Source organism: Mycobacterium sp., from assembly GCF_050700595.1.
Taxonomy (GTDB): domain Bacteria; phylum Actinomycetota; class Actinomycetes; order Mycobacteriales; family Mycobacteriaceae; genus Mycobacterium.
The window spans coordinates 1-14,313 of sequence record NZ_JBOHHI010000225.1; the positions used below are offsets into that span (position 1 = coordinate 1).

Annotated in this window: 14 protein-coding genes and 1 pseudogene; 6 read left to right on the forward strand and 9 right to left on the reverse strand. The window is 67.4% G+C overall.

What is annotated here, in order from left to right; genetic code table 11:
* Positions 1 to 1,148: pseudogene (locus tag ACRDTL_RS20345) on the forward strand (hypothetical protein); the annotation flags it as partial.
* Between the two features lie 11 nt (positions 1,149 to 1,159).
* Here the strand turns inward: ACRDTL_RS20345 and glmS are convergent.
* Positions 1,160 to 3,028 carry a glutamine--fructose-6-phosphate transaminase (isomerizing) gene (gene glmS / locus ACRDTL_RS20350; protein ID WP_431508502.1) on the reverse strand — a complete coding sequence of 623 codons (1,869 nt, stop codon included), beginning with the start codon at positions 3,026 to 3,028 and terminating at the stop codon, positions 1,160 to 1,162.
* 75 nt (positions 3,029 to 3,103) lie between these two features.
* Between glmS and ACRDTL_RS20355 the strand changes: the two genes are divergently transcribed.
* On the forward strand, positions 3,104 to 3,631 hold the full coding sequence (locus ACRDTL_RS20355; protein ID WP_431508503.1) for a nitroreductase/quinone reductase family protein: 528 nt from the start codon (positions 3,104 to 3,106) through the stop codon (positions 3,629 to 3,631).
* A gap of 51 nt (positions 3,632 to 3,682) precedes the next feature.
* Positions 3,683 to 4,051 carry a response regulator gene (locus ACRDTL_RS20360; RefSeq protein WP_431508504.1) on the forward strand — a complete coding sequence of 123 codons (369 nt, stop codon included), beginning with the start codon at positions 3,683 to 3,685 and terminating at the stop codon, positions 4,049 to 4,051.
* A gap of 8 nt (positions 4,052 to 4,059) precedes the next feature.
* Here ACRDTL_RS20360 and ACRDTL_RS20365 read toward each other — a convergent pair whose 3' ends face one another.
* Positions 4,060 to 4,695 carry a response regulator gene (locus ACRDTL_RS20365; RefSeq protein ID WP_431508505.1) on the reverse strand — a complete coding sequence of 212 codons (636 nt, stop codon included), beginning with the start codon at positions 4,693 to 4,695 and terminating at the stop codon, positions 4,060 to 4,062.
* Between the two features lie 160 nt (positions 4,696 to 4,855).
* Positions 4,856 to 5,611 carry a hypothetical protein gene (locus tag ACRDTL_RS20370; RefSeq protein ID WP_431508506.1) on the reverse strand — a complete coding sequence of 252 codons (756 nt, stop codon included), beginning with the start codon at positions 5,609 to 5,611 and terminating at the stop codon, positions 4,856 to 4,858.
* Between the two features lie 172 nt (positions 5,612 to 5,783).
* Between ACRDTL_RS20370 and ACRDTL_RS20375 the strand changes: the two genes are divergently transcribed.
* Positions 5,784 to 6,233: a cupin domain-containing protein gene (locus ACRDTL_RS20375; RefSeq protein WP_431508507.1), complete on the forward strand. Its 450-nt coding sequence runs from the start codon at positions 5,784 to 5,786 to the stop codon at positions 6,231 to 6,233.
* Between the two features lie 21 nt (positions 6,234 to 6,254).
* Here the strand turns inward: ACRDTL_RS20375 and ACRDTL_RS20380 are convergent, their stop codons facing one another.
* Complete coding sequence (locus ACRDTL_RS20380; protein WP_431508508.1) at positions 6,255 to 7,745, reverse strand: ATP-binding protein; 1,491 nt, start codon at positions 7,743 to 7,745, stop codon at positions 6,255 to 6,257.
* 108 nt (positions 7,746 to 7,853) lie between these two features.
* Between ACRDTL_RS20380 and ACRDTL_RS20385 the strand changes: the two genes are divergently transcribed.
* Both ACRDTL_RS20385 and ACRDTL_RS20390 read left to right on the forward strand, forming a co-directional pair.
* Positions 7,854 to 8,696: a dienelactone hydrolase family protein gene (locus ACRDTL_RS20385; protein WP_431508515.1), complete on the forward strand. Its 843-nt coding sequence runs from the start codon at positions 7,854 to 7,856 to the stop codon at positions 8,694 to 8,696.
* Between the two features lie 39 nt (positions 8,697 to 8,735).
* Positions 8,736 to 9,779: an LLM class F420-dependent oxidoreductase gene (locus tag ACRDTL_RS20390; RefSeq protein ID WP_431508509.1), complete on the forward strand. Its 1,044-nt coding sequence runs from the start codon at positions 8,736 to 8,738 to the stop codon at positions 9,777 to 9,779.
* Positions 9,780 to 9,930: 151 nt separating this feature from the next.
* Here the strand turns inward: ACRDTL_RS20390 and ACRDTL_RS20395 are convergent, their stop codons facing one another.
* The 5 genes from ACRDTL_RS20395 to rplM form a co-directional block, all read right to left on the reverse strand.
* Positions 9,931 to 11,196 carry a hypothetical protein gene (locus ACRDTL_RS20395; RefSeq protein ID WP_431508510.1) on the reverse strand — a complete coding sequence of 422 codons (1,266 nt, stop codon included), beginning with the start codon at positions 11,194 to 11,196 and terminating at the stop codon, positions 9,931 to 9,933.
* Between the two features lie 3 nt (positions 11,197 to 11,199).
* Positions 11,200 to 11,505, reverse strand: a complete 306-nt coding sequence (locus ACRDTL_RS20400) for a type VII secretion target (RefSeq protein WP_431508511.1) — start codon at positions 11,503 to 11,505, stop codon at positions 11,200 to 11,202.
* 41 nt (positions 11,506 to 11,546) lie between these two features.
* The gene (gene glmM, locus ACRDTL_RS20405; RefSeq protein ID WP_431508512.1) at positions 11,547 to 12,884 is read right to left on the reverse strand and encodes a phosphoglucosamine mutase; all 1,338 of its coding nucleotides are present in this window, start codon (positions 12,882 to 12,884) and stop codon (positions 11,547 to 11,549) included.
* Between the two features lie 100 nt (positions 12,885 to 12,984).
* The gene (gene rpsI / locus ACRDTL_RS20410) at positions 12,985 to 13,497 is read right to left on the reverse strand and encodes a 30S ribosomal protein S9 (RefSeq protein ID WP_431508513.1); all 513 of its coding nucleotides are present in this window, start codon (positions 13,495 to 13,497) and stop codon (positions 12,985 to 12,987) included.
* Positions 13,494 to 13,937, reverse strand: a complete 444-nt coding sequence (gene rplM, locus ACRDTL_RS20415) for a 50S ribosomal protein L13 (RefSeq protein ID WP_431508514.1) — start codon at positions 13,935 to 13,937, stop codon at positions 13,494 to 13,496. The genes rpsI and rplM overlap by 4 nt, the downstream gene beginning before the upstream one ends.
* Between the last annotated feature and the right edge of the window lie 376 nt (positions 13,938 to 14,313).

Consider the following 14,313-nt stretch of genomic DNA (forward strand, 5'->3'; position numbering starts at 1 on the left):
CCTCGGTCGACTCGTTGTTGACCACCCTGTTCACCGCCTTCGCCAACATCGTCGGACCGTTCAACCAGGAAAATATGGGTCTGGCCCAGATCGCGGGCATCGAGCAGCCGGACAACACGATGAGTTCGCTGGTCCCGGAAACGAGTTTGTTCGCCACCGGCCTGCCCAGCGCAGACGTCTCCGCGGGGAATTTCGACCTGGAGCCCGGCCAGGCGCTGATCGTGCACGTGCCCGACGTGACGTCCGCCTATAGCGGGATCGAGCTGATGAACGTCTTCGGCGCGGCGCTGCCCTACACCTTGGCGCAGACCACCTTGAACAACACCACCGCGTTCCACGAACCCGACGGCTCCACCTACTACGTAATCAGCGCCACCAACCCGGGCGTGGCGAACTGGCTGGACAGCAGCGGCGTCACCAGCGGTGAGATATTCGCCCGGTTCGAGAACCTCCCCGACGGTACGGACCCGACGGGCGACGACGTGACGACCCAGCTAGTGCCGGTGGCCGACGTGGCCAAGTATCTGCCCGCCGACACACCCACCGTCAGCCCGGCTGAATATGCCGCCGACATGTCGCAGCGGGTGTTTTCCTACGACTATGCCCTGGACCTGTCTCGGGAAAACGCCCAACCCGACTGGGTGACACAGGAATTGATCCTCCACGGGCTCCAGGGCGTGATGGGCACCGACACCTTCAACGAGGTGTTCGGCAGCGAGCCGTTCACCCCGCTGGCGCTGAGGTTGACCCCGGCGTTGTCCCCGGACTGGGACACCGTCACGCACGACCTGTTCACCAACCCGGTCGGCAGCCTCGAGGCGATTTTCAACAACTTGCCCTTGGCGGCCAGTGACATCAACCTGCCCGTCGACTTGGCCGTCGGCGACACCATCCTGTCGCTGTTGTTCCCCCAGCAGCTCGACTCGCTGCTCAACGACGCGCTGTTCGACCCGAACAGCGGCATCCTCGCCGGGCTGCTCAACGCCCGCGACGACCTGGCCACCGCGATTCTGACCGCCAACGGGAACTTCCCGTCGGAGCTGGGCAGTGTGGCAACGCAAGAGTGGGCGAACATGTCGGAGTTGATCCAGTCGACCCCGGCCATCGACCTGACCGACCTCGGCACACTGCTCAGCACGCTGTTTTGAATCCCGCGGGCTTACTCGACGGTGACCGACTTCGCGAGATTGCGCGGCTTGTCGACGTCATAACCACGGGCCTGCGCGACCGACGCAGCGAACACCTGCAACGGAATCGTCGACAGCAGCGGCTGCAAAAGTGTTGAGACGGCTGGAATTTCGATCAGATGATCGGCGTAGGGGCGCACCGTGTCGTCGCCCTCCTCGGCGATCACGATGGTGATCGCGCCGCGGGTCTGGATCTCGCGGATGTTCGACAGCAACTTGGCGTGCAGCGTCGAAGCGTTCTTCGGCGAGGGCATCACCACGATGACCGGCAGATCATCTTCGATCAGCGCGATCGGGCCGTGCTTGAGCTCGCCGGCCGCGAAGCCCTCGGCGTGCATATAGGCGAGCTCTTTGAGTTTCAGCGCGCCTTCCAGCGCGACCGGGTAACCGACATGGCGACCCAGGAACAGGATCGTCGAGGATTGGGCGAACCGGTAGGCCAAATCGGCGACCGGCTTGATGCCGGCCAGCACCCGGGCCACCAGATCGGGCATGGATTCCAGTTCGTGGTAGTCGTGTTCGACCTCATCGGGGTATTTGGTGCCGCGGGCCTGCGCCAGCGCCAGCCCGACCAGATAGTTGGCGGCGATCTGGGCCAGGAACGTCTTCGTCGACGCCACGCCGATCTCCGGTCCGGCGCGGGTGTAGAGCACCGCGTCAGATTCCCGCGGGATCTGGCTCCCGTTGGTGTTGCAGATCGCCAGCACCTTGGCCTTCTGCTCCTTGGCGTGGCGAACCGCCTCCAGGGTGTCGGCGGTCTCCCCGGACTGGCTGATCGCCACCACCAGCGTGCTGCGGTCTAACACCGGGTCCCGGTAACGGAATTCGCTGGCGAGCTCGACTTCCACCGGCAGCCGGGTCCAGTGTTCGATCGCGTACTTGGCCAGCAGCCCGGAGTGATAGGCGGTGCCGCAGGCGACCACGAACACCTTGTCGATTTCGCGCAGTTCCTGGTCGGAGAGCCGCTGTTCGTCGAGCACGATGCGGCCGTCGACGAAATGCCCGAGCAGCGTGTCGGCTACCGCAGCGGGCTGCTCGGCGATCTCCTTGAGCATGAAGTACTCGTAGCCGCCCTTCTCGGCGGCGTCCTGGTCCCAGTCGATATGAAAAGCCCGGGCACTCGTGGCGCCGTCATTGCCGTCGAAGTCGGTGATCCGGTAGCCGTCGGCGGTGATCACCACGGCCTGGTCCTGGCCCAGCTCGACGGCCTCGCGGGTGTGCGGGATGAAAGCGGCCACGTCGGAGCCGACGAACATCTCCCCCTCGCCGACCCCGACCACCAGCGGCGTCGAGCGGCGGGCGGCGACGATGGTGCCCGGCTCGTCAGCATTGGCGAAGACCAGCGTGAAGTGGCCTTCCAGCCGGCGCAGCACGGCCAGCACCGAGGCCACGAAGTCGCCGGCATCCTCGCCGTGGTGATAAGCCTGCGACACCAGGTGCACCGCGACCTCGGTGTCGGTGTCGCTGGAAAACTCCACCCCGGTGGCTTCCAGCTCGTGTCGCAGCGCCGCGAAGTTCTCGATGATGCCGTTGTGGACGACGACGATTTTGCCGGCGGCGTCGCGGTGCGGATGGGCGTTGCGGTCGGTGGGACGGCCATGGGTCGCCCATCGGGTGTGGCCGAGGCCGGTGTTGCCGGTCAGCGCCGCGGGATCGGTGGCCTCGAGCGCCTGCTCCAGGTTGGCCAACCGGCCGGCGCGCCGGCGCACGGTGAGTTTGCCGCTGTCGTCGAGCAGCGCGATGCCGGCCGAGTCGTAGCCGCGGTATTCCATCCGGCGCAGCGCGTCGACCACGACGTCGCAAGCAGGCCGCCGCCCGACGTAGCCGACGATTCCGCACATAGCCACTCAGGGTAGTGCAGGGCCCGACGGGTGCTAAACGTCCTGATCAGTCGCTGTAGCTAGTACAGTCGCGGCATGTCGGACGATAGCGTCAGCGGAATTCCTCGGGTCGACCCACACACGCGCCGTGCGGCGTGGAAGCGCGCAGTGTTGGCGCTGGTGGCCACCAAGCCCGGCGCGGCAATACACCGCACGCTCGTCGCCCCGCTTGACGGGCCGATCATGCGGGCGACGCGCGGGCACGTCAACCTTGCGTTCGGTGCGACGCCGATCGTCATGCTTACCTCGACCGGCGCGCGCAGCGGCCAACGGCGCGAGACACCACTCGGATACTTCACCGACGGCGACGACGTGATCCTCATAGCTTCCAACTACGGCGGCACGCGGCATCCGAGTTGGTATCACAACCTGGTTGCGCATCCGGAATGTGAACTGCGCATCGGCGAGCACGGCGGGCTATTTGTGGCGCGCGAGGTGACGGGCGCCGAGCACGACCGGCTGTTCGCGCTCGCCGGCGAGGCCTACCACGGTTATGTCAACTACGCGGAGCGGACCGACGGTATCCGGACGATCCGGGTACTGCGGCTCACGCCCGCCGGTTAATTTCCAGCTAGCAGGTATGCGGGCACTATCCGCCTGCAGGACACTGGAGTGGTGGGCGAGCGGCTGCAGTGCGTCATCATCGATGACAACCGCGACTTTGTCGACGCCGCGGCACGGTTACTCGAGCAGCAAAACATCAGCGTGGTCGGCGTGGCGGGATCCTCCTCCGAGGCGCTGCAATGCCTACAAGCAGTGCGGCCCGACGTCACGCTGGTCGATATCGAGCTCGGCGCCGAAAGCGGGTTCGAGCTTGTCGAGCAGCTAAACCGGATCAGTCCCACGGCGCCCGTGATATTGATCTCCACCCATGCCGAGCAGGACTTGGCCGAATTGATCGCGGCAAGCCCGGCGGTCGCTTTCCTGCCCAAGGCCATCCTGTCCGCTGGCGCCATTCGGGAGGTCCTCGGCCGTCCGGCCTAGCCGGCCGGTCACCGGGACTCCAAGAACGTGATGACCGCCCGTACCCGGCGGTGGTCGTCGTCGGTTTCCGGCAGATCCAGTTTGGTGAGGATGCTGCGGACGTGCTTTTCGACGGTGCCCTCGGTCACCCATAGCCGCCGGGCGATACCGGCATTCGAACGGCCCTCGGCCATCAATTCCAGAACCTCGAGTTCGCGCGGGGAAAGCACCGCCAGCGGATCGTCACGACGGCGCACCGACACCAGTTCGGCCACCAGCTCGGGATCCACTACCGAGGCGCCCTTCGCGATCCGCCGCAGGCTGTCGACGAAATCGCCGATATCGGTGACCCGGCTCTTGAGCAGATATCCGATGCCGCCGCCGCTGGCCAACAACTCCATCGCGTGCTCGACATCGACATGAGCCGACAGCACCAGAATCCCGGTGTCCGGCAGCTCCGCGCGGATCACTCGAGCAGCGTCGAGACCCTCGGTGGTATGCGTCGGCGGCATCCGGATATCCGTGATCACCACATCGGGCCGGTGGTCTCGCACCAGCGCGACCAGCTCGACGCCGGTGCCGGCCTGACCGACCACCGTGAAACCGGAGCGGTCGAGCAAGCTCGTCAGACCCTCACGTAACAGCGTTTCGTCGTCGGCCACCACCGCGCGCAGCGGGGCAGGCGTCGTCCCACCATCGTCGGGCGGGCCGGCCTGGGCGGTGTTCGACTTCAGCGCGAGTCCTCTAAGGTTTGCGTGCGAAGATTTGCGACACCATCTTGCACCAACGGCACCTGCCTGCGTGGGAAGCCGCGTGAAACGTGGTTTACGCCGACATCCAGACACGCTGCAGGGCGTTCTCAATCGAGGTGTGGTTGATGGCCTGCGGGCCGTCCAGCCCGGCCAGATACCGCCATGCGCGGATCGCATGGCGGGCAAAGTCCACGGCCCGGCCGGCCCCGCGCCCGGCCGGGTCGTCGGTGACGCGCGCGTGGGCGCGCAGGGCATTACCGGCTATCGCATCGAGGGTCGTCCAATAGTCGGCACCTAACGGCGCCGCCGATTCGTAGGCGGCGCGCAGGGCGTAGAGCGCCGCCGCGTCGAGCGTCGAGTTGATCTCGCGGGCGGCGGCATGGGCGGCTCGGTCGGCGGCGTCCCATGCGGCGATGGGCACAATGTCGCCCGACGCGGCCTTGCGGTGTAGCTCGGCGATGTCGGAAATAGCCTTGGCAGCAGCGTGCTCGACGTAGCGAAGAACGCCCCAGGTGGGGTCGGTCAGCAGTTCGGCCACCCAGGCATGGACCACGGTGTCGGGAACATCGGCAGTTCCCATCGTCTGCCAGGCCAGCTCGAGCGCCACGACGCTGTCTTCGGGCGACAGGTAGCCGTCCGGGCCGGCCAGCAGGTCGTTGGACCACTGGACGAAGGCGGCCAGCGGGCGGGCCGAGCAGACCGGGAAGTCGGTGATTTCGGGGTCGCCGTTGAGGTAGCTGATGGCGTTCATGGCGCAGCCTTTGCCCTTCCCCGGCTGGTGCGATCCTTCGGCCAGGCGCATCCGGCGGGTGATCCGCTCGAGGTCCATTTCGATTGCGTCCCTTCCATGTTCCGGCGGTGGTCGGTTGCTTCGTTGCACCATTAAGGTTTGCTCCCGAGCCGGGGAATGTCGTCTAGGCTGGCGGCCATCACCGCCTCAGGCGAACTGCAATATTGGTCTACCTGCTAGCAGGAAGACGGCGCCGCGAAAGGAGCAACCAGTGCCCGACGACGGGTTTCATCCCGACTTGCCGTCAGGCGAACCGGCGATTCACCAGCGAGTCCACCACGTCAAGTCGTCGGAAATTGATGCCGATACGGCCCAAACCGAGGGCATGCGGCGTTTCGCCGCGATCAGCGGCCGCGCAGTGGGCTCGGAGAAAATCTGGATGGGCGAAACACACGTTCGGCCGCAGACGGTATCGGCCAACCATCACCACGGCGAATCCGAAACGGCGATATTCGTCCGCAGCGGCCACCCCGACTTCGTCTTCCACGACGGCGAACACGAAGTCCGCATCGCAACCAGTCCTGGGGACTACATCTTCATACCGCCGTATCTACCTCATCGGGAAGAAAATCCGAACGTCGACGAGACGGCCGTGGTGGTGATCGCTCGTAGCACTCAGGAGGCCATCGTCGTCAATCTGCCAGAGCTGTACGCACTGTAGGTGTGGTCCGCACCGCCCCCGCTACGACCCGTTCACGGGGATGGTGACGTGCAACCACGTTCCTTTTCCCGGCGGGGATTCGATTCTGAAGTGTCCGCTGAGGGCCTCGACGCGGTCTTTCAGTCCGGTGAGGCCGGACCCGTTGCCGCTGTAGGCGCCCCCGATTCCGTCGTCGCCAATCGACAAGTGCAGGTTCGTGTCGTCGACGTGGGCGGCGACGTTGACTTCGGATGCTTGAGCGTGTTTGTCGGCGTTCGTCAGCGCTTCGGCCAGCACGTAGTAGGCGGCGACCTCGGCGGGTGGTGGCAAGCGTCGATCGATAACCACGTCGAGGTTGACCGGTATGGCGGATCGGCGGGCGAGGTTCTGGAACGCCGGACGAAGTCCGCCCTTGGCGAGGATGCCCGGATGGATTCCACGGGACAGTTGCTGCAGCTCGGTGAAGACTTCGTTCAAACCCGCGACCGCCTCGGACAGCTCGGTTTTGACGTCGGTCAACTCGGCCGGCACCAATTCCTCTGCCATCCGCAGCCGCAGGCCCAGCGAGACCAGCCGTTGCTGAGCACCATCGTGCAGGTCGCGTTCGATGCGGCGCCGTGCGTCATCGGCGGCCGCGACGATTCGGGCTCGGGAAGCCACGAGTTCGGCGCGGGCGGTGGCCGCGGCGATCGCGGTGGCGACCAGATCAGCGAATTCGGCGATGCGCTGCTCGGTGTCCGCGGGCAGTGGCTCCGGTCGTGACGAGCCGACCAGGGCCAGGCCCCAAACACGTTCGTCCACGATGATCGGTGCGCCCACGCGTGAATGCATGCCCAGCTCACGCATCCGTGCGGCCAGTGAGCCGGCGGCGTTGTCCAGGTTGTCCATTCGCGACGGGCACGCGCAGCGGAATACTGCTCCGGGAACGTTGGCGCCCTCCAGCGTCAGACGCTCACCGATGTGCAAGCCATCGGGTCCCGCGTCGGGGTAGCAGCCGAGGACAAGGATCGCCGCGCCGTCGTCTTCATACCGGAACACCTCGGCGTTATCGACGTTCAGGCAGCGGCCCATCTCCTCGGCCACCGCGGCGAACACCTCCTGCGGCGTGACCCCGCGCGCGACCAGCGTCGCGACTCGCCGCAATGCGGCCTGCTGCGTCGCCAGATGGCGCAACTGCTCCTGCTCATCACGCCGTTCGCTGACATCACGACCGAAGGCGTAGAAAAACCCCTGGTGCGGCACCACGATCCATTCGAACCATCGCTGGACGCCGTCGCGGCAAAGGGTTCGGCTTTCGAAACGCACCGGCCCATGACCGTCGGCAAGCTTTTCGATGCCTGCCCGCACAGCTTGTCGGTCTTCGCGCGCAACGAAACCGATCGGTATCGTCGACACCGCCGGTGAAGATTCAATGGTGCGCATGAAGGCAGGGTTGACGTGAATTAGGCCGCGCTGCCCGGCAATCACCAACAGGTCCGAGGACAGCTCGAAGAACTGCTCGAGTTCGCGATCGCGTGCCAGGCCAAACCCCATGGGCAGCCGCCTTCGTCTCAACCGCATGTTGTGAGTATGAACCCAGAGATCCACCGTCGGGGTCATGACTGCGATAGCCGATCCGCCGCGGTGCGCTACCGTCAACGGGTGGCCCGCACCCGCAAACTTGTCGTCGCACTGACCCGGCGTGGCCCGCATCGCGTTCTGCGCGGTGAGTTGGCCTTTGCCGGCCTGCCCGGCGTCGTCTACACGCCCGAAGCCGGATTGAACCTGCCCGCTGTGGCCTTCGGCCACGACTGGCTCACCGGCGTCGAGCGCTACTCGAATCTGTTGGAGCACCTGGCGTCCTGGGGCATCGTGGCCGCGGCGCCCGACACCGAGCGGGGACTGGCGCCGTCGGTGCTCAACCTGGCCTTCGATCTCGGCACCGCGCTTGACGTCGCCGCCGGCGTCCGCCTGGGGCCGGGCAAGATCAGCGTGCATCCCACCAAACTCGGGCTGGTCGGCCACGGCTTCGGCGGCTCGGCAGCGGTGTTCGCGGCGGCCGGGATGCCGGACAAACCCAAAGCGGTGGCGGCGATTTTCCCGTCGGTCACCACGCCATCGGCCGAGCAGCCAGCCAAGACGCTGGCGGTCCCCGGTGTGGTGTTCAGTGCACCGGGAGACGCTAAAGCACTGCGTTCCAACGCTATTGGGCTTTCGGCGGCGTGGGACGCGACGACGTTGCGGGTGGTCAGCAAAGCCCAACCCGGCGGGCTGGCCGAGGGCCGGCGGCTAACGAAGGTCTTCGGACTGGCCGGTGCGCACCGCAAGACGCAAAAGGCGGTTCGCGCGCTGCTGACCGGGTACCTGCTCGCTACGCTCGGCCGCGACAAGACCTATCGCGAGTTCGCCGATCCCGAGGTGCACCTACCCACGACCGACGCCCCCGAGCATGACCCGACCCGGGTCACCCCGGAAGAAAAGATCGTCGCGCTACTAAAAGGTTGAGCAGGGCTGAACCAACCGGTTGGGTGTTATAAAGTCACGATGCGAATCGGCGTTGTCCTTGATTACTCGGGCGGCTTTCGCGAAGCCGCCGACCGCGTTGTCGAACTGGAGAAGGTCGGCGTCGACGTCGCGGTGGTGGCTGAGGCGTATTCGTTCGACGCGGTCAGCCAACTGGGATATCTGGCCGCCAAGACCTCCACCGTCGAATTGGCCTCCGGGATCTTTCCGATTTACACCCGCACTCCGGCACTGCTGGCGATGACCGCGGCCGGTCTGGACTTCGTGTCCGGCGGCCGGTTCCGGCTGGGCATCGGCACGTCGGGGCCACAAGTCATCGAGGGCTTTCATGGTGTGCCGTTCGACGCCCCGCTGGGCCGCACCCGCGAGGTGGTTGAGATCTGCCGGCAGGTCTGGCGGCGGGAACGAGTCACCCACAACGGCAAGCACTATCAGATTCCGCTGCCGGCAGACCAGGGAACCGGGTTGGGCAAGGCACTGCACATCATCAACCACCCTGTGCGCGAACGTATTCCGATATCGGTCGCTGCGTTGGGGCCCAAGAATGTCGAGCTGACCGCCGAGATCGCCGAGGGCTGGCAGCCGGTGTTCTTCTATCCGGAGAAGGCGCAGTCGGTCTGGGGAGAGGCGTTGGCTTCCGGTCGTGCCAAACGGGACCCGGCGCTGGGTCCGTTGGATGTGATGGTGGGCGCATCGCTGGCGATCGGCGATGACGTCGAGGATCGGCTGGCCTGGGTCAAACCGCAACTGGCCCTCTACATCGGGGGCATGGGCGCCAAGAACCGCAACTTCTATCACAACCTGGCCACCCGCTACGGCTTCGGCGAGGTGGCCAACCGGATCCAGGAGCTGTACCTGTCCGGTCGGAAAACCGAGGCTATCGCCGCCGTGCCCGACGAGCTGGTGCGCCAGATCTCGCTGATCGGTCCGCGGGGATTCGTCGCCGAGCGGGTGGCGGCCTTCGCCGACGCCGGTGTGACGACGCTGTTGGCGACACCGCTGAGCGCCGATCAAGGCGAATCGGTGCGTTACGTGGAGGAGCTTCGCCCGCTGCTGTCCGGCTGACCGATTCTCGGCGGGGTGGCGCCAACTTGCCGGTCGGCCGGCAACAGCACCCGGTGATTGCGGCCGTTTCGCACTGATTCGGGCCGGCCGACGCCGCGCAGTGTCGCGTCATGCTGCGCCAGCACGTCGGCCAGTCGCGCCGGGAGGTCGGTCATTGGCCGGCCTGCGGCAACTCGTCGGCAGCGATCTCACACGGGGTCGCCTGCTCATCCGTGGGCTCCGGCGGCGCCTGCGGGGGTGATTCTCCGAGCGGTGCCGCCGGCAGTTCCTCGGCTGGCTCCGCGGTGTCCTCCGGTGCCGTGGGGTTGTCGACGACATCGGTTGTCGCCGTGGGGGTTTGGTCTGGTGCCACGGTATCGTTGTCGTCGGGGTCGGCAGGGTCGGCGGCTTCGTCCGCCTCCTCTTCGGCATCGAGCGGATCCTCGAGCGCAGCATCGTCGGACAACGGATCGGCAAGTCCTTCGGTCAGTGATCCCAGCAGACCGCCGATGCCGTCGATGATCCTGCCGACCACGCCGCCGATGTTGCCGGCCAGACCGCCGAGACCGCCGGCGCCGCCGAGATCGCCCATGCCGTCGGGCATATCGGTGACGTCCTCCACCGGAGCGGCCGGATCGGTGGCCGGGACCGACGTCGGCGGCGGCGGCGGTGCCGCCGCGGGCATGGTGGGGATGGCGTCGGCGGGCGGTGAAACCACCGGCGCGGCACCCACCGGCGCACTCGGCCCGAGATCGCCGGCCATCTCGAAACACCCCTCCGGCAAAGCCGCCAGCCCGTCGGTGACCGCATCGAAGGACGCGTCCACCGACGCCACGGTCGAGCGCATGGCGACTAGCCAGTCGGTGCGAATATCGTTGTCCACGTATGGGTTTACCTGCCGACGAACGATCTCCTCGGCGATTGATCGGTCCCCCACCCCGGTGGTCACGGTGTGCGCCGCGGCCAGCCACCCCGGGCGCTCGGCCAGTCGGCGGTCGTCAACGGCGATGGCCGTCGCGACTTTTCCGTCGACCAGTTGCCACAGGTTGTCCCGCAGCGCTGCGCACCCCTCGGCCGCCGCACGGACCCGGGTTGCCGCCGCGGCCGCCGCGTCGCAGTGCCGCTGCAGAAACCGCATCGCGGAGTCGGCCCCCGGTCCCCGCCAGGCCGCTGCGAGCTCGACAAGTTGCGCCCGCTGCGTGGCCAGTGCCTCCTCGGTCGCGGCGACCGCGGCCCACAGCGCAGCGCAGTCGTCGTCGAGCGCGCGGAGGTCGAGGCCGGCTTCGGTCTCATACCAGTCACGCACCTGCGAGCCGCGTGCGGTGAGGTCGGGATGCTGGTAGCCGATAACCTGGCACGCGGCGACATACGTCTGGGTGTGCTCGACGGCGGGTCGGCCCTCGGCGAGCCGCGCCGCGACGTCTAACCGGCCCACCACAAGTCAGCCGAGCCGGACCGCGCCGCGCAAATCCGCCTCGGCGTATCGCTCCGCGCCGGCCCGTAGCGCCGTCGCGATCTCCGCGGCCGCACGCGCCCACTGAACCAGCTCACCGGCCAGCCGGTCCAGCGCGGAGCGCAGCGCCTCTCCGCGCGCAACGTGCGCCTGCCCGGCGGTGGCCCCGTCGAACGCCAGCCTGCCCAACTGCGTGTGCGCCCCGCGGTCGATGGCCTCCGCGCCGGTGTCGAACCGGTTCGCGACCGCGCGTACCGCCGCAACGTCGATCCAGGTGGCGTCTGCTTGTCCCATACCGGTTTGGACGGATCGCGCCGTGCCCCGGTTCCGGGTCGTCAGTGCGAGGCGCGCACCGATTCGGCGATGCCGGTGGCGAGCCGACGGGCGACGCCTTCATCGGTTGCTTCCACCATGACCCGGATCAGCTGCTCGGTTCCGGAGGGGCGCAACAGGATTCGGCCGGTGTCGCCGAGCTCGGCTTCGGCCTGCCGGACCGCGGCCGCTACGGCGGGCGCCGCGGCGGCGGCGGCCTTGTCGGCGACCTCGACGTTGATCAGCACCTGCGGCAACGTACGCATCGCCGAGGCCAGCTCCGCCAGCGGGGAATCGGTCTGCACCATCCGCGACATCAGCCGCAGGCCGGTGAGGATCCCGTCGCCCGTGGTGGCCAGCGCGGGCAGCACGATATGCCCGGACTGCTCGCCGCCGAGGCTGTAGTCACCGGCCCGCAGCTCTTCCAGGACATAGCGGTCGCCGACCCCGGTGGTGCGGACGGCCACCCCGGCCGCGCGCATCGCCAGGTGCAGCCCGAGGTTGCTCATCACCGTGGTGACCAGGGTGTTGGCGGCCAGTTCGCCGGTTTCCTGCATCGCCAACGCGAGCACCACCATGATGTGGTCGCCGTCGACGATCCGGCCGGTGGCATCGACCGCCAGGCACCGGTCGGCATCGCCGTCATGCGCCAGACCCAGGTCGGCGCCGTGCGCGAGGACCGCCGAGCGCAGCGAATCGAGGTGCGTCGACCCGCAGCCGTCGTTGATGTTGAGCCCGTTGGGTTCGGCGTTGATCGCGATCACCCGGGCGCCCGCCGCACGGTATGCGCGCGGTGCCGCCACCGACGCCGCACCGTGGGCACAGTCGACGACGACGGTCAGCCCGTCGAGCCGGACCACGGCGGCCTTGCTGACCTGGCGAAGGTAGCGCTCCAGCGCGTCCTCGGCGTCGACGACCCGCCCGATTGCCGCTCCGACCGGGCACAGTCCCGGCCCGGTCGCGACCAGTTCCTCGATCCGGTCCTCGATCGCGTCGTCGAGTTTGCGTCCGCCCGGCCCGAAGATTTTGATGCCGTTGTCGGGCATCGGGTTGTGCGATGCCGAGATCATCACCCCGAAGTCGGCGTCGTAGGCGCCGGTCAGGTGGGCCACCGCCGGGGTCGGCAGCACACCGACCCGCAGCGCGTCGACACCTTCGCTGGTCAGCCCGGCGATCACGGCGGCTTCCAGCATCTCGCCGCTGGCCCGCGGATCGCGGCCGACCACCGCGACACGCCTTCGGGCGCCCCGAAGGCCGGCCAGCTGCCGAGCCGCCGCGGCGCCCAGAGCCAACGCGAGTTCGGCGGTCAACTCACGGTTGGCGACCCCGCGGACACCGTCGGTGCCGAACAGTCGACCCATGCGCATCTCTCCTATTTGCCGCGAGCGTGCGTGTTTGTCCGCCGACACGCCGCAAAATGCGTACAACGATGCCCGCTCGCCACCTGAAAGTGATCGTCGATCAGCGCTTGCTGTACTGCGGTGCCTTGCGGGCCTTCTTCAGACCGTACTTTTTGCGCTCGGTGGCCCGCGGGTCACGGGTCAGGAAGCCGGCCTTCTTCAGCGCGGGCCGGTCCTCGGGCGTGACCAGGATCAACGCCCGCGCGATGGCCAGGCGCAGTGCACCGGCCTGACCCGAGGGACCACCACCGCCCAGGTGGGCGTAGATGTCGAAGCTTTCCACCCGGTCGACGATGACCAACGGCGCCTTGATCAGCTGCTGATGCACCTTGTTGGGGAAGTAGTCCTCCAGGCTGCGGCCGTCGAGGTCGAACTTGCCGCTGCCGGGCACCAGCCGCACCCGCACAATGGCCTCCTTGCGCCGCCCGACGGTCTGGATCGGACGCTCGATCACGAATGAGTCCGAACGCTTGCCCGGCGTGGCCGCGGTGGAACTCTCGGCGGGCGGGTCTTGGGTGGCCTCGGTCGTGGGCGCCTCTGCCGTGGTCTCTGCCGTCTCAGTCGTTTCTGTCACTGGGTCCCCTGCTTGATCTCGAACGGAACCGGCTGCTGGGCGGTGTGCGGGTGCTCCGGCCCGGCGTAGACGCGCAGCTTGCGCTTGATCTGACGGCCGAGCTTGTTCTTGGGGAGCATGCCGACGATCGCCTTTTCGACGACCCGGTCGGGGTGACGTTGCATCAGGTCACCGATCGTGCGCTTGTGCAGACCGCCCGGATAACCCGAGTGGCGGTAGGCCAGCTTGTTCTGCAGTTTGTCGCCGCTGATGGCGACCTTGTCGGCGTTGACGATGATCACGAAATCGCCGCCGTCGACATTCGGCGTGAACGTCGGCTTGTGCTTGCCGCGCAGCAGGGTGGCTGCCGCGACGGCAAGGCGGCCGAGCACCACGTCCGTGGCGTCGATGACGTACCACGCATGAGTGGTGTCACCCGCCTTCGGCGTGTATGTGGGCACAGCGCCTACCTCATTTCCTCTCGGGTTGGATCCCGGGGTGAGCCGGGTGCCGGTCAGGCGTCAACGGTTGGGGGCGGTCTCGGCGACCGACATTGACCCGAGCCCCGGCGTACCGCACGCCAACGGTGCAGCTTACCGGCAGGCATCCGCGCAGGTCAAAACCCTCCGAGTTGACTCAGGGACGTGCTGTGTGCCAACCGACTAAAACGGCGCCGGCTCGTCGCCGCCTTCGGGTGGTGCGGGGCCGGACGGGGCTAGTTCGCGGGCTTGGGATCGGGCCCGGTGCGTCTGGTGGTTTTGCCGGCGTTGGTCGGCGATGTAGCGGGCGCGGTTTTGGGCTCGGGTGCGCCGCCGCGTGGGCATCATCGCGGTGCGG

Bases quoted from the DNA above. Each gene is read 5' to 3' on its own strand.
- ACRDTL_RS20380 (WP_431508508.1), bottom strand. From the start codon at position 7,745: ATGGGGTTTGGCCTGGCACGCGATCGCGAACTCGAGCAGTTCTTCGAG.
- ACRDTL_RS20370 (WP_431508506.1), bottom strand. From the start codon at position 5,611: ATGGACCTCGAGCGGATCACCCGCCGGATGCGCCTGGCCGAAGGATCG.
- ACRDTL_RS20355 (WP_431508503.1), top strand. From the start codon at position 3,104: ATGTCGGACGATAGCGTCAGCGGAATTCCTCGGGTCGACCCACACACG.
- glmS (WP_431508502.1), bottom strand. From the start codon at position 3,028: ATGTGCGGAATCGTCGGCTACGTCGGGCGGCGGCCTGCTTGCGACGTC.
- ACRDTL_RS20400 (WP_431508511.1), bottom strand. From the start codon at position 11,505: ATGGGACAAGCAGACGCCACCTGGATCGACGTTGCGGCGGTACGCGCG.
- glmM (WP_431508512.1), bottom strand. From the start codon at position 12,884: ATGGGTCGACTGTTCGGCACCGACGGTGTCCGCGGGGTCGCCAACCGT.
- ACRDTL_RS20390 (WP_431508509.1), top strand. From the start codon at position 8,736: ATGCGAATCGGCGTTGTCCTTGATTACTCGGGCGGCTTTCGCGAAGCC.